Annotated in this window: 14 protein-coding genes and 1 tRNA gene; 8 read left to right on the top strand and 7 right to left on the bottom strand. The window is 60.5% G+C overall.

Translation table 11 applies throughout. From position 1 onward, the window contains the following. Positions 1 to 20: 20 nt before the first annotated feature. Positions 21 to 800 carry an acetoin reductase gene (locus tag AC1RDJ_RS24775; protein WP_493029007.1) on the bottom strand — a complete coding sequence of 260 codons (780 nt, stop codon included), beginning with the start codon at positions 798 to 800 and terminating at the stop codon, positions 21 to 23. 309 nt (positions 801 to 1,109) lie between these two features. Here AC1RDJ_RS24775 and AC1RDJ_RS24770 point away from each other — a divergent pair, with 309 nt between their 5' ends. Continuing rightward, entirely contained in the window at positions 1,110 to 1,526 is a 417-nt protein-coding gene (locus AC1RDJ_RS24770) for a hypothetical protein (RefSeq protein WP_071326111.1), read from the top strand. 32 nt (positions 1,527 to 1,558) lie between these two features. Here AC1RDJ_RS24770 and AC1RDJ_RS24765 read toward each other — a convergent pair whose 3' ends face one another. Together AC1RDJ_RS24765 and ssb are read right to left on the bottom strand one after the other, a co-directional pair. After that, positions 1,559 to 2,032, bottom strand: coding sequence for a DUF1203 domain-containing protein (locus tag AC1RDJ_RS24765; protein ID WP_493029006.1), 474 nt, complete (start codon positions 2,030 to 2,032; stop codon positions 1,559 to 1,561). A gap of 187 nt (positions 2,033 to 2,219) precedes the next feature. Then, positions 2,220 to 2,735 carry a single-stranded DNA-binding protein gene (gene ssb / locus AC1RDJ_RS24760; RefSeq protein WP_493029005.1) on the bottom strand — a complete coding sequence of 172 codons (516 nt, stop codon included), beginning with the start codon at positions 2,733 to 2,735 and terminating at the stop codon, positions 2,220 to 2,222. 380 nt (positions 2,736 to 3,115) lie between these two features. On the opposite strand from ssb, the gene uvrA reads away from it, so the two are divergent. Continuing rightward, entirely contained in the window at positions 3,116 to 5,965 is a 2,850-nt protein-coding gene (gene uvrA, locus AC1RDJ_RS24755; protein WP_493029004.1) for an excinuclease ABC subunit UvrA, read from the top strand. Between the two features lie 293 nt (positions 5,966 to 6,258). On the opposite strand, the gene AC1RDJ_RS24750 is transcribed toward uvrA, so the two are convergent. Continuing rightward, complete coding sequence (locus tag AC1RDJ_RS24750) at positions 6,259 to 8,130, bottom strand: phosphoenolpyruvate carboxykinase (GTP) (RefSeq protein WP_071326108.1); 1,872 nt, start codon at positions 8,128 to 8,130, stop codon at positions 6,259 to 6,261. Positions 8,131 to 8,495: 365 nt separating this feature from the next. Here AC1RDJ_RS24750 and AC1RDJ_RS24745 point away from each other — a divergent pair, with 365 nt between their 5' ends. Beyond that, positions 8,496 to 9,509, top strand: coding sequence for a D-2-hydroxyacid dehydrogenase family protein (locus AC1RDJ_RS24745; protein ID WP_493029003.1), 1,014 nt, complete (start codon positions 8,496 to 8,498; stop codon positions 9,507 to 9,509). Here the strand turns inward: AC1RDJ_RS24745 and AC1RDJ_RS24740 are convergent. Beyond that, on the bottom strand, positions 9,497 to 10,270 hold the full coding sequence (locus tag AC1RDJ_RS24740; RefSeq protein WP_493029002.1) for an L-asparaginase: 774 nt from the start codon (positions 10,268 to 10,270) through the stop codon (positions 9,497 to 9,499). The genes AC1RDJ_RS24745 and AC1RDJ_RS24740 overlap by 13 nt on opposite strands. Before the next feature lie 178 nt (positions 10,271 to 10,448). Here AC1RDJ_RS24740 and AC1RDJ_RS24735 point away from each other — a divergent pair, with 178 nt between their 5' ends. The 3 genes from AC1RDJ_RS24735 to AC1RDJ_RS24725 all read left to right on the top strand — a co-directional run bounded on the left by AC1RDJ_RS24735 (position 10,449) and on the right by AC1RDJ_RS24725 (position 15,024). After that, positions 10,449 to 10,934 carry an asparaginase domain-containing protein gene (locus AC1RDJ_RS24735; protein ID WP_034781194.1) on the top strand — a complete coding sequence of 162 codons (486 nt, stop codon included), beginning with the start codon at positions 10,449 to 10,451 and terminating at the stop codon, positions 10,932 to 10,934. Between the two features lie 201 nt (positions 10,935 to 11,135). Continuing rightward, entirely contained in the window at positions 11,136 to 11,813 is a 678-nt protein-coding gene (locus tag AC1RDJ_RS24730; RefSeq protein WP_071326106.1) for an FxDxF family PEP-CTERM protein, read from the top strand. 475 nt (positions 11,814 to 12,288) lie between these two features. Beyond that, the gene (locus AC1RDJ_RS24725) at positions 12,289 to 15,024 is read left to right on the top strand and encodes a TonB-dependent receptor (RefSeq protein ID WP_071326105.1); all 2,736 of its coding nucleotides are present in this window, start codon (positions 12,289 to 12,291) and stop codon (positions 15,022 to 15,024) included. A gap of 148 nt (positions 15,025 to 15,172) precedes the next feature. On the opposite strand, the gene AC1RDJ_RS24720 is transcribed toward AC1RDJ_RS24725, so the two are convergent. Next, positions 15,173 to 16,069, bottom strand: coding sequence for a recombination-associated protein RdgC (locus AC1RDJ_RS24720; protein WP_034754435.1), 897 nt, complete (start codon positions 16,067 to 16,069; stop codon positions 15,173 to 15,175). A 129-nt stretch (positions 16,070 to 16,198) separates the two neighbouring features. Next, complete coding sequence (gene dinB, locus AC1RDJ_RS24715; protein WP_493029001.1) at positions 16,199 to 17,383, bottom strand: DNA polymerase IV; 1,185 nt, start codon at positions 17,381 to 17,383, stop codon at positions 16,199 to 16,201. Between the two features lie 164 nt (positions 17,384 to 17,547). Between dinB and AC1RDJ_RS24710 the strand changes: the two genes are divergently transcribed. Then, on the top strand, positions 17,548 to 19,731 hold the full coding sequence (locus AC1RDJ_RS24710; protein ID WP_493029000.1) for a S9 family peptidase: 2,184 nt from the start codon (positions 17,548 to 17,550) through the stop codon (positions 19,729 to 19,731). Positions 19,732 to 19,841: 110 nt separating this feature from the next. Continuing rightward, positions 19,842 to 19,917 (top strand) — tRNA-Val (locus AC1RDJ_RS24705). The last annotated feature ends 90 nt before the right edge of the window (positions 19,918 to 20,007 follow it).

Genomic DNA, 20,007 nt, shown 5'->3' with positions numbered 1-20,007 from the left:
GCCTGTGCGCGATCAAGCCATCAACGGTACACGAGGCCACCATCGATCAATGGCGCCTGGCCCGTCATGTAATCGGCATCGGGCCCGGCCAGGAAGGACACAAGGCCGGCCACATCGTCGGGCGTCTCGGCGCGTCCCAGCGCGATGCCGTCCACGTATTTCCTGTACGTGGCGCCCAGCTCGGCGCCCGTCAGCTCGGCCATGCGCTTGTCGATCTCGACCCACATGTCCGTGCCGACGACGCCGGGGCAATACGCATTGACGGTGATGCCGTCGGCCGCCAGTTCCTTGGCCGCCGCCTGCGTCAGTGCGCGCACGGCAAACTTGGTGGCCGAATACACGCCCAGCAAGGCGAAACCGTCATGCCCGGCGATCGAGCACGCATTGATGATCTTGCCTTTCTGCTGGCGCGCCTTGAAGCTCTTGGCTGCCGCCTGGATGCCCCACAGGGTGCCCTGCACATTGATGCGCATGATGCAGTCGACTTCTTCCGGCGTCACGTCGAGCAGCGGCTGCACTTGCGCGATGCCGGCGTTGTTGACGATGATGTCGAAGCCGCCCAGTTCCTTCTCGGCAAACGCCACCGCCTCGGTCACCTGGTGCAGCTGCGACACGTCGGCGATGCAGGTGACGGCGCGGCGTCCCAGCGCGCGCACTTCGGCGGCGGCGCGGTCCAGTTTCTCCTGGTTCAGGTCGACGAGCGCGATATCGGCGCCATCCTTGGCCAGGCGCAAGGCGATAGCCTTGCCGATGCCTTGCGCGGCCCCCGTGACCAGCGCGACTTTTCCGGAAATACCCATATTGCGTTCCTTTCAGTACAGGGAAGAAGAGCTGCAAAACCGGTCCGGCACAGCGGCGCCTGCGGCCGGTTTCGCATCGAAGAGACGCTTCAGCCTACCTGAAATTTTCAATCCGCCGCCTCTTGAAACGTGCGCGGCCGGAAAAAGCGCGCAGGTCAAGAAAGGTGGAAAAAAACGCGCCGCAGCATGCCATTACGCGCGCCATACACGCACCCCATGCGCGCACTGCCGTACTGGCAAAGGGCGGCAGCTGGCGTAAGATGGACGGTATCGCCAGCGCACGCTGGCACCACGTTCAAGGAGAAACGCATGCTGCACCGCCACCTGCCCATCCGCGCCAGCCTGCTGCTGGCAGCGCTCGCCTTTGGCACACCGGCCTGGAGCGCCGATCCCGTCCACAAGGAAAGCGTGGCATTGACGGCGAACAAGGCCGCGCATCGCGTCACGGGCAAGATCAAGGGCTACGCCACGGCCGAATACACGCTGACGGGCAAGGCCGGCCAGACCCTCAGCGTCAAGCTCAAGACCAATCAATCATCGAATTACTTCAACATCCGCCAGGCCGGCCAGGACGACGCCCTGTTCGTCGGTTCGAGCAACGGCAACACTTTCCAGGCAAAGCTGCCAGCCGATGGCGAGTACACGGTGCAGGTGTATTTGATGCGCAACGCGGCGCGCAGGAATGCGGTGGCCAGCTACACCCTGGAGATGGGCTTGCGCGATTAAGCAGGGAACGGCCGGCGCGCTCAACGCTCATCTCACGGCGCGACGCGGTCGATGCGGCCTGCATAACAGCCCCGCTTGGCGTTATGGACGTGAATATAACTGACGTCCGGATGGCCGAATAACTGCGCGATGACGGTTTCCACGGCCGCGCCGTCCACCACCTCGGCATCGAGCATCATGCCATCGGCAGCATAGGCGCGCAGCGACAACAGCCGCAGCCGCATCGATTCGGGCACCTGATTGACGGCATCGTACGCTTGCGTAGCCCCCTCGCGCACATAGATGGCGTGGGAAGCCCGGTATGGCGTCATGGCGGGCTGGCACACATGATTGAGCAACAGCACGGTTTCGCCCAGTTCGGCTTCCACCATTTCTATGCGGTCAGGAAAGCCAGGTTTTTGGTCGACCACATGGCGCCGCATGCCGAGCGCCATCAATTCGGCATCGGATAAGGCAAAAAAGGGTAGAAAAGGCTCGGGCGACAAACCCGTGATGCGAAAATCCATGCTGTTCTCCGGCGGTGTCAACACCCCCATCAGACCAGCATCCGGCCAGCGCCGCCACCCGCTTCTTGCTGTGGAATTCGACAGTCCGCCCCGGATTGCTGTCTACCGCCGTTGCATAAAAAAAAGCCGGCTTCACTGAGGAAGCCGGCTTTTTTATTGTCTGACACAGGGCGTCAGAACGGCGGATTTAGAATGGAATATCGTCATCCATGTCCGAGAAGTTCGGTGCTGGCTTCGGTGCCGGGCGTGGTGCCGGTGCCGGAGCTGGAGCTGGACGTGGGGCTGGCGCCTGGCGCGGGGCCGGGGCTTCGTAGCCGCCGCCACCGCCGTAGCTGTCATCGCCACCGCCGGCGTCGCCGCCCATGCCGGAACGACCGCCCAGCATTTGCATCTGTTCCGCGATGATGTCGGTTGCGTACTTCTCGACGCCGTCCTTGTCCGTGTATTTACGGGTTTGCAAGCGGCCTTCGACGTAGACGGACGAACCTTTTTTCAGGTATTGGCCGACGATTTCCGCCAGGCGGCCGAAGAACGAAATACGGTGCCACTCTGTCAATTCTTTTTGTTCGCCCGTGTTGCGGTCCTTCGATTTGTACGAAGTGGCCACGGCGATGTTGGCGATCGCGTCGCCGCTAGGCATGTAGCGGATTTCCGGGTCACGGCCCAGATTGCCGACGATGATGACTTTGTTGACTGATGCCATGAATAACTCCTGATGAACTGCGGCGGGAGCCGGAACTCGCGCGCGTTAGATTTTTTGCTAAACGAGGATTATAAGCGACTAGCCCGCGCAAAGCACACGCTTTATAAGCGCCGCCACGAGCTTGCGGCGGCACGTTTTTTTCACGGCAGGTGAAAACAAGAAACATGAATACTGGTATTATATACAGTGTTTAAACGTCTGCACGCATCTGTATCAATCTTTCCCGGGGCACGCTGGCCTGGCGGCGCAATCCGCCCGCAGCCGCCACAGGCATGCAGATCAAAACCCGGCTATAGTAACAGGTTGACCCGTTGTGGCTCCTCATCTGGCAGCTCCCGCAATGCGCCGGCCGCACCACTCACTGAAAGCAAGGCAATCACATGGAACAGATCCGCATTCGCGGTGCTCGCACGCATAACCTCAAGAATATCAATCTCGATTTGCCGCGCAACAAGCTGATCGTGATTACCGGCTTGTCCGGCTCCGGCAAATCGTCGCTGGCCTTCGATACGCTGTACGCGGAAGGCCAGCGCCGCTATGTCGAATCGCTGTCGGCCTACGCGCGCCAATTCCTGCAACTGATGGAAAAGCCCGATGTCGACCTGATCGAAGGACTATCTCCCGCCATCTCCATCGAACAGAAGGCAACTTCGCACAACCCGCGCTCGACCGTCGGCACCGTGACGGAAATCCACGACTACCTGCGCCTGTTGTATGCGCGCGTGGGCACGCCATACTGCCCCGACCATCCGGAAAACGCGCTGGCCGCGCAATCCGTGTCGCAAATGGTCGACGCCGTGCTGGCCATGCCGGAAGACACCAAGCTGATGATCCTGGCGCCCGTCGTCGCCAACCGCAAGGGCGAACACGTGGACCTGTTCGAGCAGATGCAGGCACAGGGCTTCGTGCGCTTTCGCGTGCAAAGCGGCACGCATGCGGCAAAAATCTATGAAGTCGATGACCTCCCGAAATTAAAGAAAACGGAAAAACACACGATCGACGTCGTCATCGACCGCGTCAAGGTGAACCAGGACATCAAGCAGCGCCTGGCGGAAAGTTTCGAGACGGCACTGCGCCTGGCCGACGGCCGCGCCGTCGCCTACGAAATGGATACGGCCAAGGAACATGTGTACTCCAACAAGTTCGCCTGCAATGTGTGTGGCTATTCCCTGCAGGAACTGGAACCGCGTCTATTCTCATTCAACAACCCCATGGGCGCCTGCCCCGAATGCGACGGCCTCGGACACATTGAATTCTTTGACCCGAAACGCATCGTCGCGTTCCCGAACCTGTCGCTGGCCTCGGGCGCCGTCAAGGGCTGGGACCGCCGCAACCAGTTTTACTTCCAGATGCTGTCGAACCTGGCCGCCTATTACGAGTTCGACCTCGACATGCCGTTCGAACAGCTGGACTTGAATTCACAGCAGGCCGTGCTGTACGGTTCCGGCAAGCAAGTGATCCCGTTCAGCTATGTGAATGAACGGGGCCGCACCGTCATCAAGGAACACACGTTCGAAGGCGTGGTCAACAATCTGCAGCGCCGCTACCGCGAAACGGATTCGATGGCCGTCAAGGAAGAACTGGCCAAGTTCATCAATGAAAAATGCTGCCCGTCATGCGATGGCGCGCGCCTGCGCGTGGAAGCGCGCTTCGTCAAGGTGGGCACCGGCAAGCAGCAGCGCGCCATTTATGAATTGGCGGCCAAACCGCTGCGCGAGACGCTGGAATTCTTTGAAAAGCTGAAATTGACGGGCGCGAAGAAGGAGATCGCCGACCGCGTGGTGAAAGAAATCATTTCGCGCCTGAAATTCCTCAACAATGTGGGCCTCGACTACCTGTCGCTGGACCGCAGCGCCGACACGCTGTCCGGCGGCGAAGCACAACGCATCCGCCTGGCCTCGCAAATCGGCTCCGGTTTGACCGGCGTCATGTATGTGCTCGATGAACCGTCGATCGGCTTGCATCAGCGCGATAATGACCGCCTGATCGAAACCCTGAAACACTTGCGCGACATCGGCAACAGCGTGCTGGTGGTCGAGCATGACGAAGACGCCATCCGCACGGCCGACTACATCGTCGACATGGGCATCGGCGCCGGTGTGCACGGTGGCGAAATCATCGCCGAAGGCACCTTGCAAGATATTTTGAAGAACAAGAAGTCGCTGACGGCGCAGTACCTGAACGGCAAGCTGAAAATCGCCGTGCCGGCCAAGCGCCACGCCAGCAATCCGGAAAAGCAGTTGGTCATTACTGGCGCGACGGGCAACAACCTCAAGAAAGTGTCGCTGAGCTTGCCGGTAGGCTTGATGACGTGCGTCACGGGCGTGTCCGGCTCGGGCAAATCGTCGCTCGTCAACGATACCCTGTACCCGGCCCTGTCGCGCCATCTGTATGGTTCGCAGACGGAACCGGCGCCGCACGAATCGATCAGCGGCCTGGAACACTTCGACAAGGTCATCTCCGTCGACCAGGCGCCGATCGGCCGCACGCCGCGCTCGAATCCGGCCACGTACACGGGCTTGTTTACACCGATCCGCGACCTGTTCTCCACCGTGCCGACGGCCAAGGAACGGGGCTACAGCGCGGGCCGCTTCTCGTTCAACGTGAAGGGCGGACGCTGCGAAGCGTGCCAGGGCGATGGCGTGATCAAGGTCGAGATGCACTTCTTACCCGACGTCTACGTGCCGTGCGACGTCTGCCACGGCAAGCGCTACAACCGCGAAACCCTGGAAGTCCAATACAAGGGCAAGAACATCACGGAAGTGCTGGGCATGACGGTGGAAGAGGCGCATGAATTCTTCAAGCCCGTACCGTTGATCGCGCGCAAGCTGCAAACCCTGCTCGACGTGGGCCTCGGCTACATCAAGCTGGGCCAGAGCGCCACCACGCTGTCGGGCGGCGAGGCGCAGCGCGTGAAACTGTCGCTGGAACTGTCGAAGCGCGACACGGGCCGCACCCTGTACATCCTCGATGAACCGACGACGGGCTTGCACTTCCACGATATCGACTTGCTGCTGAAAGTCATCCACCGCCTGCGCGACCAGGGCAACACCCTCGTCATCATCGAACACAACCTGGACGTCATCAAGACTGCCGACTGGATCGTCGACCTGGGTCCGGAAGGCGGCGCCGGCGGCGGGCAAATCATCGCCACGGGGACGCCGGAAGACGTGTCGCTGAACCCGGCCAGCGTGACGGGTAAATACCTGGGGCCGCTGCTGCAGCAGTAAGTGCCGGTTTGCCGGCGTGCTGGAAATGGAGGGCCGTCTGCACGAAACGACGCTGCTGCCGCCATCCTTTCCGGCAGCAAAACCTGGCCGGTGCCCGAAAATGAACGATGACGCCAAGCTGCGTTATTTCGTGCCGGCCATGTCTCGCTGAACCGACAAGCCACAAAAAAAACGGCGCGGATTGCTCATGCAATCCGCGCCGTTTCTCTTTTTGCTAGCACGCCAGTCATTGCCAGCGTGTCATTTATAGCACGCCAGTCTATGCCGGCGTGTTTCTCCCCCACTATTAAACCTTATGCACTCAGCCGCTTTTCCAGCGCAGCCTTGTGATCTGCCAATTCTTGCGGCAGATGATACGCGAGTTTTTCAAACAACTCCGTATGCAATTTCAATTCTTCCACCCACGCGGCCTTGTCGATCGAAGTGATGGTGTCGAACTGTTCTTGCGTGAATGGCAAGCCATCCCAGTTCAGGTCGCCATACTGCGGCGTCGTGCCGAACAGGTTTTCCACGCCGCCGGCCTTGCCTTCGATGCGCTCCAGCATCCACTTCAGCACGCGCATATTGTCGCCGAAGCCAGGCCAGACGAACTTGCCCGCCTCGTCCGTACGGAACCAGTTGACGCAATAGACCTTCGGCAGGGCGGCCGGGTTGACCTTGCCCACCTTGACGCCCATGTCCAGCCAGTGCTGGAAGTAATCGCTCATGTTATAGCCGATAAACGGCAACATGGCAAATGGATCGCGGCGCACGACACCCATCTGGCCGACGGCAGCGGCCGTCGTTTCCGAGCCCATGGTGGCGGCCATGTAGACGCCTTCGACCCAGTTGCGCGCTTCCGTCACCAGCGGCACGGTGGTCGAACGGCGGCCACCGAAGATGAAGGCCGAGATCGGCACGCCGGCCGGGTCGTCCCAGGCCGCGTCGATGACCGGGTTTTGCGTAGCAGCAACAGTGAAGCGCGCATTCGGATGCGCGGCCTTGGTGCCGGAGGCCGGCGTCCAGTCCTTGCCCTGCCAGTCGATCAGGTGGCTTGGTGCTTCCTTGGTCAAGCCTTCCCACCACACGTCGCCATCGTCCGTCAGCGCCACGTTGGTGAAGATCGTGTTGTCGCGCATGGACGCCATGCAGTTGTAATTGGTTTTTTCGTTGGTGCCCGGCGCCACGCCGAAGTAGCCGGCTTCCGGATTGATCGCGTACAGGCGGCCATCGGCGCCCGGCTTGATCCAGGCGATATCGTCGCCGATGGTGGTTACTTTCCAGCCGTTAAAACTTGCCGGCGGAATCAGCATGGCGAAGTTGGTCTTGCCGCAGGCCGACGGGAAGGCTGCCGCCACGTAATGCTTCTTGCCTTCCGGCGACTCCACGCCGAGGATCAGCATGTGTTCTGCCAGCCAGCCCGGATTGCTGTCGGACGCTTGCGCTTCCTGGTAGCCCATGTTCGAGGCGATGCGCAGGGCAAAGCACTTCTTGCCCAGCAAGGCGTTGCCGCCGTAGCCGGAACCGAAGGACCAGATTTCGCGCGTTTCCGGGAAATGCACGATGTACTTGGTGCTGTTGCACGGCCATTTCACGTCTGCCTGGCCGGCGGCCAGCGGCGCGCCCACGCTGTGCACGCAGGGCACGAACTCGCCATCGGTACCCAGCACGTCATACACGGCACGGCCCATGCGGGTCATGATCTTCATGTTGACGGCCACGTAAGGCGAGTCGGACAATTCCACGCCGATGTGCGCGATCGGCGAGCCCAGCGGGCCCATCGAGAAAGGCACGACGTACATGGTGCGGCCGCGCATGCAGCCGTCGAACAGGCCGTTCAGAGTGTGGCGCATCTCGCCAGGCTCGGTCCAGTTGTTCGTCGGGCCGGCCGCTTCTTTCGTTGCCGAGCAGATATAGGTACGGTCTTCGACGCGGGCCACGTCGCTCGGGTCGGAGCAGGCCAGGTAGGAATTCGGGCGTTTTTCCGCGTTGAGTTTTTTCATGGTGCCGCTGGCAACCATCTCGGCGCACAGGCGCTCATACTCTTCCTGCGAGCCATCGCACCAGTAGATGCGCTCGGGCTTGGTCAGCGCGGCAATGTCGGCTACCCAGTTGATCAGTTTCTGTTGTTTAATATAAGCTGGGACGTTGAGTGCGGCGACGCCACCCATGACGGGCTGATTCATATTACCTCCAATACCAATAAAAGAAATTCTGGTCGTTCCGGCAAGACAGGCAGCATCGTTGAGAGGTGGCTGCGGCTCACTGCGGGCGGCAAGGTCACGCCGGCAGGGCTCTGGTGTCGTGTCAGCCGCGGCGTTCGCGCCGGCGGCATTTATCTGGAGCATGCTCCAGACTTGCTGGAACATTGTGCGCTCCATTTGCACTTCGTTCATCAGGAAGCGTCAAAAGTGCCGGCGATTGTACACCCGCAAAACAGCTATTCTCGCAAAAATGTAGGAGAATAGCTTGACTAATGTAGTAGGCTATTCAGCATTTCCCGTATCCTGTTATTTCCCTACCAAATCCTCACTAAAATCGGCCATCCACCATGAAAATTGCCATACTCGATGATTATCAGGATGCCGTGCGCAGCCTCGATTGTTTCAAATTGCTTGATGGACACGAGATCAAAGTGTTCAGCAATACGGCGCGGGGCCTGGGCCAGCTGGCCATCCGCCTCGCGCCGTTCGATGCGCTGGTGCTGATCCGCGAACGCAGCAGTTTCAACCGGGCATTGCTGTCGAAACTGCCGAACCTGAAACTGATTTCACAGACGGGCAAGGTCAGCGGGCACATCGACGTGCCGGCCGCCACGGAACTGGGCATCGCCATCGCGGAAGGCATCGGCTCGCCCACGGCGCCGGCCGAGCTGACGTGGGCCCTGATCATGGCGGCGCAGCGCAAGATCGTGCCCTACGCACAGCATTTGCAGGAAGGACTGTGGCAGACGGCGTCGCTGGAACCGGCGCGCAACACCTTGGGCACGGTACTGAAGGGGCGCACCCTGGCGATCTGGGGCTACGGCAAGATCGGCCAGCTGATCGCCGGCTATGGCCGCGCCTTCGGCATGACCATCCTCGTCTGGGGCAGCGAAGCGAGCCGCGCGGCAGCCGTGGCGGCAGGCGACACGGCCGCCCCATCGCGCGAGGCCTTCTTCGAACAGGCCGACGTGCTGACCCTGCATTTGCGCCTGTCCGACGCCACGCGGGGCCTGGTGACGGCAGAGGACCTGGCGCGCATGAAGCCGAGCAGCCTGTTCGTCAACACGAGCCGCGCCGAACTGGTGGCGGAAGGGGCGCTGGAAGCGGCGCTGCCGCGGGGATGCCCGGGCGCGGCTGCGCTGGACGTGTTCACGGACGAACCCTTGCCGCCCGGCTCGCCGCTGTTGCTGCTGCCAAATGTGCTGGCCACGCCACACCTCGGCTATGTCGAGCGCGACAGCTATGAGCTGTATTTCCGCTACGCCTTGCAAAACATCGTCGATTTTGCGCAGGGTCAATGTACGCGCCTGCTCAATCCCGCGGCGCTGACGCATGCGCGGCAAGCCCCTCAGGAGCGCTGAAAGCCCTTCAGCAGGTCCGGCGTGCCCGTCAGGCTGATGGCGGGCGCGGGCAGCACATGGCGGCCGCGCCACAAGCCGGCCCAGCCGGGTGGCCAGGCGATCGCCGGCCCCGCATACGGCGCCACGCCGGCGCGCACGGCAACCACCGGCACGGGCGGCATGTCCTGCAGCGGTGCGCCATCGGCCCGCTGCATGTCCAGGCTATACATATAGTCCGGCAGCAAGGCGTCGCAGACGCGGGCAAACCACTCGCTGTGGTCGTCGTCGCGGCCCAGCGCCTGCGCCAGCCCCTGCGGGTCGAAGCGCGCCAGCGCGTCGATCAGTTCGCCCGTGGAGGCGCCGGGCGAATCGCCCCAGCCCATCACGGGATTGACGTTGTAGTCGGCGCCCGAGCCATACCAGCCTTCGCGCCATGGCCGCTGCATCCAGTCGCGCGGCCCCGTAAACAAATGCCAGCGCCAGTGCAGGCCCGACGGTTTCGGCCAGGAATACAGGTACAGTTTTTGATAGCCGGCCTGGTGCAGTTCGCGCACCATGGCCATCAGGCGCGCGTGCGGCATGCGGTCGGGCGGCGCGCGGCGAAACAGGATCGGTTCGCCATCGGCGAACTGCACGTCGTCGGTCGACAGGTTCAGGTCCAGGGTGCGCGCTTCGCTGCCGAACCGCGCGGCGATCCAGCCCGTCAGCAGATTGACGGACGTGATCACGCCATAACCGCGGTGGCGGTGAAAAATGACGATGCCGGGTGCGAGCGCTTTCATACGGGAGTCGGGCCCTTGGGCGAACAAAGAAACAAGTGTACTCACAGATGGCCGAATTTTCCAGACGCGGCGCAAGGCTATCGCCATCAGCGCTACCCGCATCGAACCGGTCATTGACGCAATCGTGGCAATCCACGATATCATGCGCGTCATTCTCCACTGACATCGTGACCACATCATGACTTTGCGCATACTCGCCACCGGCGGCACTTTCGACAAACACTACAACGAATTGAACGGCACCCTGGGCTTTTCCGACAGTCATTTGCCGGCAGCGATCGCCCGCGCGCGCATGACGGCGCCCGTGGCGCTGGAACAATTGCCGCTGCTCGACTCGCTCGACATGCAGGATGCGGATCGCCAGCGCGTGCTGGCCTCATGCCGCGCGGCACAGGAAAAAGCCATCGTCATCATCCACGGCACCGATACCATGCGCGAAACGGCGCAGGTACTGGGCGCGGCGAATCTGCAGCAGACGGTGATCCTGACGGGCGCCATGATTCCGTACGAGATCGACAATTCCGACGCCTTGTTCAACCTGGGCTTTGCCTGCGGCGTGGCGCAAACCTTGCCAGCCGGCGTGTACGTGGCCATGAATGGCCAGATCTTCGCCTGGGACAATGTGCAGAAGAACCGCGCCGCCGGCGTGTTCCAGCCGCTGTAATGCCATTGCGCTGCGACAACGTCGCAGCGCAACAACAAAAATCTGCTGCAACATTTCCAGAAAAATAAAGAATTTGCCCATTAATTCCCATGCGGAAATAAAGAAAGTAAAAAAACAATATATTTGTTCATAATTGCAATTTTTTCCTGGGGTTCAATGCTATATTCAGGTCATCGACTAACCCTTTCTGGGAAACCCATCATGACCAAGCGCAAATCGGCTGCACAACTGTTCCAACTGGGCGCCATGGCCGCCGCGTTTGCGCTGAGCGGCGCCGCCCACGCAACGACGAACCTGACGAATGAATACACCGTGACGGCATCGGCCACGGCCGCAGGCGCGAACACGTGGACCTTCGATTACAGCGTCTTGAACAATAACCAGGGCATCGGCGGCCAGACGGGCCTGGACGGCTTCACGATTTTCGTGCCCGTTTCCGCCACGCTGGTCAGCTCCACCGCCCCCGCGCCCTTGAATGGCGCGCCCGGCTTCTGGTCGCAAGGCACCAGCGCCCAGCTCGACCTGGGCGGCGACGGCTCGCAAAACCTCGTGGCGCCCTCGGGCTATGCCGCCTATACCTGGTGGGGCCAATACACGCAATCCGTGTACACGCCAGGCTCGACCGCCAACTTCAGCATTACCTTGAGCAATGTTGCCGTCGGCGCCAACACCGTCGGCATCAGCACCTATTTCGGCTATGGCGCCGCGACCGCACAATCTGCCAGCAACCAGTATGGCAATTACTCTACCTTTACCGGTACTTTCGCTTCACCGGTGGCCGCAGTGCCTGAACCGGAAACATACGCCATGCTGCTGGCCGGCCTCGGCCTGGTCGGCTTCATGGCGCGCCGCAGAAAGACAGGCAAGCAAGCCGCCTGACTTCCACTCTGCAGCACCTCGACAAGCCCGCTTTCAGCGGGCTTTTTTTACATTTTTTTACTTTGCATAAATTCCGTAATGCAACAGTTTTCATCGAATTATTGTTGGCGAAACATCGAATTGCCAATACATTAATTTAATGTTGTAAAAAAACGCCATTATTCATTTTTTAAAACAGTGATATTTTGAAATATAGAACTGCGATTTAACAAATAAATTGAATATTCTTCAGTATCGGCGATTTCTTGCCAAATCCGACACGGTTGATATGCATTTTTCCTTGCTGAGAAGACATAATGTTTGTCTCGACAAGTCAAAAGTGCATTTATAACAATATTGCGCTAAGTAGTCTTCCACCTCCTTCCGATGTGGTTCCGCCTACCGTACACGCCGCCGCAGGCCATCTACCCGATGGCTTTATCGGTGCTCGTGTGCCGCTTGTCGTTATTAAAACTACTACGGAGTAATTGTTACAATGGCATTTAAAGAAAAAATTGGCGTGCGCAGCGTACGCCTGGCCCTGACCGTACTGGCAGGCAGCATGTTGTTCTCCGGCCAATCCATGGCGGACGAAGCAATTCAAAAAGTCGAAATTACCGGCTCGAGCATCAAGCGTATCGCCGTCGAAGGCGCATTGCCTGTGCAACGCCTGTCGCAAGAAGCCATCGCCAAATCGGGCGCTACATCGGTAGCCGACCTGATCCAGGCTCTGCCAGCCATGCAAGGTTTCACCATCGGCGCAGTCGCCGCTGGTTCCGACTCGGGCGGTAACACCAGTGCATCGCTGCACGGTATCGGCGAGTCCTATACCCTGGTACTGCTGAACGGCCGCCGCATCGCGCCACAAGGTTCGGGCACCACGGTCAACTTGAATGCCATTCCGATGAGCGCCGTTGAGCGCGTCGAGATCCTGACCGACGGCGCTTCGGCACTGTACGGCTCGGACGCCATCGCCGGCGTACTGAACTTCATCCTGAAGAAAAACCAGCAAGGCGCCACCCTGGAAGCCACCTACGGCGGTCCGGAAGACAAGGGCGGCAACGCCTGGAATACCAGCGTCACCTACGGTTTCGGCGACCTGGACGAAGACCGCTTCAACGTGCTGCTGTCGTACCGCCATGACGAGCAATCGAAACTGCGCGCCACCGACCGCAAGTTCGCCGCCAGCTCCTTCGTGCCATTCAGCCGCAACGGCAAGAACTACATCTGGGATCGCACCAGCACCTCGGCTTCGCCGGCCGGCGCCACCGTTGCCTACAACAGCGGCGCTCCGTCGACCGCATTTTCGCCGTACCTGGCGCAACATAACGGTACCGCCTGCCCTGACGGCTTCGAAATCACCACCGCCAATCCACGCGCTTGTGGCTTCGACACCGGTTCCACCGTGGAAATCGTGCCGCAATCGAAACGCGACAGCCTGTTCTCCAAAGCAACGTACAAGCTGAACGACAACCTGAACGCGTTCGCCGAACTGGCCTACTCGCGCTACGACCTGACGGCGCGTATCGCCGCCAATCCTATCCCGATTTCGATCGCCAAGGACAGCGCGCTGTACAACACCTATGTGTCGCCATACCTGACGCCAGCGCAACGCGCCGACGTCAAATCCGTGACGGCCAACTACCGCAGCACCGACTTCGGCCTGCGCGCCAGCAACACCATCACCGAAACCAAGCACGTCGTGCTGGGCGTTGAAGGCGAACTGGGCGCGTGGAACTTCGAAAGCGGCCTGACCTGGTCGCAAAACTCGATCGACGAGCGCTACACGGGCGGTTACCAGAAAAACCAGGCGTTCAAGGATATCCTGGCCAATCCGGAATTCAACCCGTTTGCAGCGACGCAAAAGCCATCCGTGCAAGCGCAAGTCGCAGGCGCGCAATTCGTCGGTTCGGTGCGCACCGCATCGACCACGATGCGCGGCCTCGACACGCACGGTTCGCGTGAACTGTTCGACCTGCCAGGCGGCAAAGCCAGCCTGGGTATCGGTGGCGACTACCGCACCTATACCTATGAGCAATCGCCAGGCAGCAATGCCACCGGCGACGACATCTACAGCTTCAACACGAAGGCTGCCTACGACATGAGCCGCGACACCTACGGCGCGTTCGTCGAGTTGCTGGCTCCGCTGACCAAGTCGTTCGAAATGACCGTTGGCGGCCGTCACGATGCTGTCAAGGCGATCGATGACAAGCTGAACCACAAAACTGTCGGCAAGAAAGACAGCGCCAATACCTACAAGGTATCGGCACGCTGGCAGCCGGTACAGACCGTGCTGATCCGCGGTTCCTACGGCACGGGCTTCAAGGCGCCAAGCATGCTGGAAATCGCCCAGCCGCTGGTCAACGCCGGCTTTACCGCCAAGAAATTTGACTGCCCATACCCAGGTTCGCCACTGTGCCGCGCGGAAGCAACGCAATACAACGCGGTATCGCAAGGCAATCCAGACCTGCAATCGGAAAAATCGAAGCAGTTCACCCTGGGCTTCCGTGTCGAGCCTAGCGCGGCCTTCTCGTTCGGCGCCGACCTGTGGGATGTGAAACTGCGCAATGCCGTCTCGGAAGTCTCCGAAGAGCAGGCATTTGCCGATCCGATCAAGTACGCGTCGAGCTTTGGCGAATACATCGAACCATCGACCGGCATCAAGTACTACGCATTCAAGAAACTGTCGGTCAACATCGGCAAGAAGGAATACCGTGGTATCGACTGGGATCTGTCGGCCAACCACAAGTTCTCCTTCGGTAAGCTGACGGCTCAGCTGAGCGGTACGCACATGTTGCACGCCAACTACACCAAGGCCGGTAGCGACAATATCTACACCAGCAACATGAACTTCTTCGGCGACACCAACGAAGTCACGTTCCGCAACCTGATGAAGCTGACGACGACCCTGGACACTGGCCGTCTGAGCAACACGGTCACCGTCAACTACCGTAACGGCTACACCGATGCTCCTGCGACCGTGTACAACCAGGAAACCAAGAAGGAAGAGAAAAACTTCCGCCTGCAAGTACCGTCGTACACGACGTTCGACTGGCAAGCGCGTTTCGCCTTTGACAAGCAAACCACGATCCGCGCAGGCATCAAAAACCTGTTCGACCGTGCACCACCGCTGTCGCTGCGCGCTTCGTCGGGCCACCAGATCGGTTTCGACCCACGCTACGCCGATCCAATGATGCGTTCGTTCTACATCACCGGCAACTACAAGTTCTAATTTGACGTTGTAAATTAGCTTGTCTGAAAAGCGCCTTGCACTTCACCGTGCAAGGCGCTTTTTTTATGCCGCAACATCGTCACAGGTGAAACTGCGCAGGCGAAAAAAAAGGAGCGTGAGCTCCTTTTCCGTACCGGCATGACGGCGTTTACGCGGTCGCTTCGCCGCCCAATGCCTCGACCACGTCGGCCATCAGCTTGCTCAGCTCGCCCGTCATCAGCATCACGTCGCCGTCGAAACGCTCTTCGTCGTTCTTCGTGCTCGATTCCGTTTCCTTGATCACGTCCAGCGGCTTGACGCTCTTGATGGCCAGCGACTCCGTCAGCACGAACGAGATCTTGTCGTTCCACGTCATGGCCAGGCGCGTGCACTGCTTGCCGGCCGCGATGTGGCGGCGCACGTCGTCCGCTTCCAGCGTGTGGCGCACATAGCGCACGGTGGCCTTGCTCTCGCCCGTGGCGCGCAATTCCGTATCCATGTCGACCGTGAAGCCGGCAGGTGCATCGTCGGCCTGCAGCCATTCCGTCATCACCGCCACCGGCGAGCGCTGCACGCGCAGGCTTTCCAGCGGCAGCTTGTCGACGGCTTTCAGCAGCAGCTTGATGACTTCATCGGCTTTTGCCGGGCTGGCGGCATCGACCACCAGCCAGCCATTGACGGGATCGATCCACGTCCAGACATTGCTGCGGATGCTGAAGGCGCGCGGCAGCAGTTCGTCGGCGACGCGCTCTTTCAATTCCTTCATGGCTTTCTTGCCCGGCGCAAAGCCTTGCGCTTCTTCCATTTCAGCGGCGCGGGCCTTGGCGACCTGGTTGATGACGGTGGCTGGCAGCAATTTCTTTTCCGTGCCCAGCAGGATCAGCATCTGCTTGTTGACCACGTGCACCAAACCGCCATTCGGGCGTGGCGTATCCCAGCCCTGGCGCATCAGATCCATGCTGGTCGCCGGCGTAAATTTGTTCGAGGACAGCGCCTCTTCCAGTTGTTCTGGCGTATAAGCCCATGGTGCGGGCAGGCGGTAAATCTGAAGATTCTTGAACCACATAGTTTTTGTCTTCCGTTTGTTTCAGTAGTGCCAGGGGAACGCCATTCTACACTTTCGACACGCTCATGCCGTCAAAGGCGCGGACTGGCGCGATGCTTGTACAACAGGATTGGTGGCCGCGCGATGCCGCTACAGGGCGGGAAACAGCTCGGCCTGGGCCGGCGCCTGCCGCGTGACCAGGGCAGGATCGGACAGGGTCGAGATGCGCACGCCCAGCAGGCGGATTTTTTTCTCGAACGGCACGCGCCGCAAACAATCGCGGCTGGCGCGCAGGATGGCGGCGGCATCCGCCGTGGCGCAGGGCAAGGTGACATCGCGCGTCACCGTGCTGAAATCCTCGAAGCGCAGCTTGATGCCCACCGTGCGTCCCGCCAGCGACTGCTTGTCGAGGTCGCCCGCCACGCGCGTGCACAGGCTTTCCAGCTTTTCCGACAGGGTGGCGCGGTCGCGCACCACCTGCAAGTCGCGCTCGAACGTCGTTTCGCGGCTGACGGACTTGGTTTCCCGGCTCGTCTGCACGGGCCGCTCGTCGATGCCCAGCGCCGCCTGCCGCAGCCAGCTGGTGTACACGTCGCCAAACTGCGTGCGCAGCATGGCCAGGTCGGCTTGCGCCAGCTGGCCGATGCTGACGATGCCCAGCGCTTCCAGCTTGGCCGTGGCCTTCGGCCCGATGCCGTTGATTTTTTTCGCCGGCAGCGGCCACACGCGCGTTGCCACATCCTCGGGCGACAGTATGGTCAGGCCATCGGGTTTTTCCAGGTCGGAACAGATTTTCGCCAGCAATTTGTTCGGCGCCAGGCCGATCGAGCACGACAGGCCCGTCGCCTCGGACACGGCCGCCTTCAGGCGCGCGGCCATGGCCGGCGCCTGCCCGCCATATTCCGTCAGGTCGACATAGATTTCATCGATGCCCACGTTCTGGATGATGGGGCACAGGTGGGCCACGGCCTGCTTGAAGCGGGCCGAGTACTCGCGGTACGCCTCGAAGTCGGCCGGCAGCAGGATGCTGTCCGGCGCCAGCTTGGCCGCCTTCATGATGCCCATGGCGGAAAACACGCCGAACGCGCGCGCCGCATACGTCGATGTGGTGACGACGCCGCGCCCCACGTAATCGCGCATGCGCGCAAACTGCCGCGTGCCATCTTCCTGCAGCACGGGCTGCTGCAAGCGGCCACCGCCGATGACGACGGCTTCGCCGCGCAATTCCGGATATTTCAGCAATTCAACGGACGCAAAGAAGGCATCCATGTCCAGGTGGGCAATCCAGCGGCGCGGCGCGGGTGACTCAGGAAATGTAGGGGCAGATAGGGTCAAGGGCACCTCGCGGCGGGATGCTGTTAAATACTGTTGTTATATACAGTATCGCTGGAAATGCCCGTGGATGCAAGCGCCGGCGCAGCATTGACTGAAATCATGATTGGCTTTTCTATTTAGCAAGAATAGAATCGCTGCACAACAACGAAACCTAGGGAGTTGCCTTGTCCACAGTACCTTACGCCTTACGCCGCCTGGCCGCCTGCTCATCCATCATGCCGGCCCTGCTGCTGTCCACGCTTTCGCCATCCGCGACAGCCGCCGACGCCGCCACCACCGTCGCCACGGCCACCGCACCCGTCGCAGCCCCCGTTGCCGCCAAGACAGCATGGCAGGAAACACGCCACGGCACGGTCGTCACGGACGACTACCGCTGGCTGCAAAAGAAGAGCGATCCAGCCGTGATCGACTACCTGAATGCGGAAAACGCCTATACGGCGGCCGTCACGGCACCGATACAGCCGCTGGCCGACAAGGTGTATGCCGAAATCAAGGGCCGCATGCAGGAAGTGGACCTGTCCGTGCCTGCACGCCAGGGTAATTTCTACTATTACACGCGCGTGGAAGCGGGCAAGCAGTACCCGATCCATTGCCGCCGCCCTGTCGGCAAGGGCGGCGCCTATGATGCGCAGGCGCCTGAGGAAGTCCTGCTGGACCAGAATCAATTGGCCGAAGGCCAAAAATTCTTTGCCGTGCGCGCGTTTTCCATCAGCCCGAATGAACAGCTGCTGGCCTACACCACCGACACGACGGGTTTCCGCCAGTACGAATTGCACGTCAAGGATTTGAAGACGGGCAAGTTACTTACCGACAGCATGCCACGCGTAACGTCGCTGGCCTGGGCGTCGGACAACGCCACCCTGATGCTGGCCCAGGAAGACGCCACCACCAAGCGTTCGGACCGCGTATTCCGCCTGGCCCTGGGCGGCACGCCGCAGCAGGTCTACCACGAGCCGGTGGAACAGTTCGCCATCAACGTAGGCCGCACGCACGACAAGCAATTCTTTGTGCTCACCTCGGGCAGCACGGATACGACGGAAGTGCTGCTGTTGCCAACCAACAAGCCGGAAGGCAGCTTCCAGCCCGTGCTGAAGCGCGAGAAGGGCCACCGCTACGTCGTCGAGCACCGCGACGGCCAGCTGTATATTCTGACCAACAAGGAGGCGAAGAATTTCCGCATCGTCAGCGCGCCGCTGTCGGATCCGCAGGCCCGGCACTGGAAGACGCTGGTGCCGCACAACAAGGATGCCGTGATCCAGTCCATCGACGTCTTCCAGGGCTACCTGGTGGTGATGGAAAAAGCGCGCGCCCTGAACCGCGCGCGCATCTATGATTTTGCGCAGAAGAACTGGAAAACCGTGCAGTTCGACGATGCCGTCTACCTGGCCAGCGCGGCCGGCACGCCGGAATTTTCCGCCACGCAATTTCGCATGTCCTACCAGTCGCCCGTCACGCCGCCCACCGTCATCGACGTAAACATGCAAGATGGCAAGCGCACGGTGCTGAAGCAGCAGGAAATCGTCGGCGGCTTTGACGGCAGCCGCTACACCACGCAGCGCCTGTGGGTGAAGGCGCGCGATGGCGTGCAAGTGCCGCTGTGGATCGTCTACAAGAAGGGCGTCAAGCTCGACGGTTCCGCACCGCTGCTGCTGTACTCGTATGGTTCCTACGGCATCTCGACGGAAGCCAGCTTTGCCATCAGCCGCATCAGCCTGCTGGAACGGGGCGTCATCTATGCGCAAGCGCATATCCGTGGCGGCACCGACATGGGCGAAGCCTGGCATGAGGACGGCATGCTGATGAAGAAGAAAAACACCTTCAATGACTTCATCGACAGCGCCGACTACCTGGTGCGCGAAAAATGGACGAGCCCGAACCGCCTGATCATCCAGGGCGGCAGTGCCGGTGGCTTGCTGATGGGCGCCGTCGTCAACATGCGTCCCGAACTGTTCCACGCCGTGCACGCGGCCGTGCCCTTCGTCGACGTGATGAACACCATGATGGACGCCAGCCTGCCGCTGACCACGGGCGAATACCTGGAGTGGGGCGACCCGAACCAGAAGGCGGCCTATGACTACATGCTCAGCTACTCGCCTTACGACAACATTGCACGTAAGAATTATCCCGCCATGCTGGTGACGACGGGCCTCAACGACAGCCAGGTCATGTACTGGGAACCGGCCAAATACGTGGCCAAGCTGCGCGCGTATAAAACGGACGGCAATCCCCTGCTGCTGAAAACGAATATGGGCGCCGGCCACGGCGGTGCCTCGGGCCGCTATAACGCCATCGCCGAAAACGCTTTTAATATGGCGTGGATGCTGTCGCAATGGGGCATCGACAGCTAAAACGGTAAAAAGTTGGAAAAAGCGCTTGCAGAAGGATTTTGCCCGTCCTATAATAGCGCCTCTTCCAGACGTGGTGACAAACGTCGGGATGGTTTTCTGAGACAAGCAACGGGTGCTTAGCTCAGTTGGTAGAGCGGCGCCCTTACAAGGCGTAGGTCGGGAGTTCGAGCCTCTCAGCACCCACCAAATCAGAAAACTGTCCAGTGCTTCATGGATCAGCAACACAGATCATACGAGCTTGGAGTGGTAGTTCAGTTGGTTAGAATACCGGCCTGT

The sequence above is a fragment of the Janthinobacterium sp. GW822-FHT07H10 genome (assembly GCF_058798675.1).
Note: the sequence above shows the minus strand (reverse complement) of the source record. Positions and strands in the feature narration are given on the sequence as shown.

What these genes read in the sequence shown, in the direction of transcription:
- AC1RDJ_RS24775 (WP_493029007.1), bottom strand. Translation starts at nt 800, where the DNA reads ATGGGTATTTCCGGAAAAGTCGCGCTGGTCACGGGGGCCGCGCAAGGC.
- AC1RDJ_RS24770 (WP_071326111.1), top strand. Translation starts at nt 1,110, where the DNA reads ATGCTGCACCGCCACCTGCCCATCCGCGCCAGCCTGCTGCTGGCAGCG.
- AC1RDJ_RS24765 (WP_493029006.1), bottom strand. Translation starts at nt 2,032, where the DNA reads ATGGATTTTCGCATCACGGGTTTGTCGCCCGAGCCTTTTCTACCCTTT.
- ssb (WP_493029005.1), bottom strand. Translation starts at nt 2,735, where the DNA reads ATGGCATCAGTCAACAAAGTCATCATCGTCGGCAATCTGGGCCGTGAC.
- uvrA (WP_493029004.1), top strand. Translation starts at nt 3,116, where the DNA reads ATGGAACAGATCCGCATTCGCGGTGCTCGCACGCATAACCTCAAGAAT.
- AC1RDJ_RS24750 (WP_071326108.1), bottom strand. Translation starts at nt 8,130, where the DNA reads ATGAATCAGCCCGTCATGGGTGGCGTCGCCGCACTCAACGTCCCAGCT.
- AC1RDJ_RS24745 (WP_493029003.1), top strand. Translation starts at nt 8,496, where the DNA reads ATGAAAATTGCCATACTCGATGATTATCAGGATGCCGTGCGCAGCCTC.
- AC1RDJ_RS24740 (WP_493029002.1), bottom strand. Translation starts at nt 10,270, where the DNA reads ATGAAAGCGCTCGCACCCGGCATCGTCATTTTTCACCGCCACCGCGGT.
- AC1RDJ_RS24735 (WP_034781194.1), top strand. Translation starts at nt 10,449, where the DNA reads ATGACTTTGCGCATACTCGCCACCGGCGGCACTTTCGACAAACACTAC.
- AC1RDJ_RS24730 (WP_071326106.1), top strand. Translation starts at nt 11,136, where the DNA reads ATGACCAAGCGCAAATCGGCTGCACAACTGTTCCAACTGGGCGCCATG.
- AC1RDJ_RS24725 (WP_071326105.1), top strand. Translation starts at nt 12,289, where the DNA reads ATGGCATTTAAAGAAAAAATTGGCGTGCGCAGCGTACGCCTGGCCCTG.
- AC1RDJ_RS24720 (WP_034754435.1), bottom strand. Translation starts at nt 16,069, where the DNA reads ATGTGGTTCAAGAATCTTCAGATTTACCGCCTGCCCGCACCATGGGCT.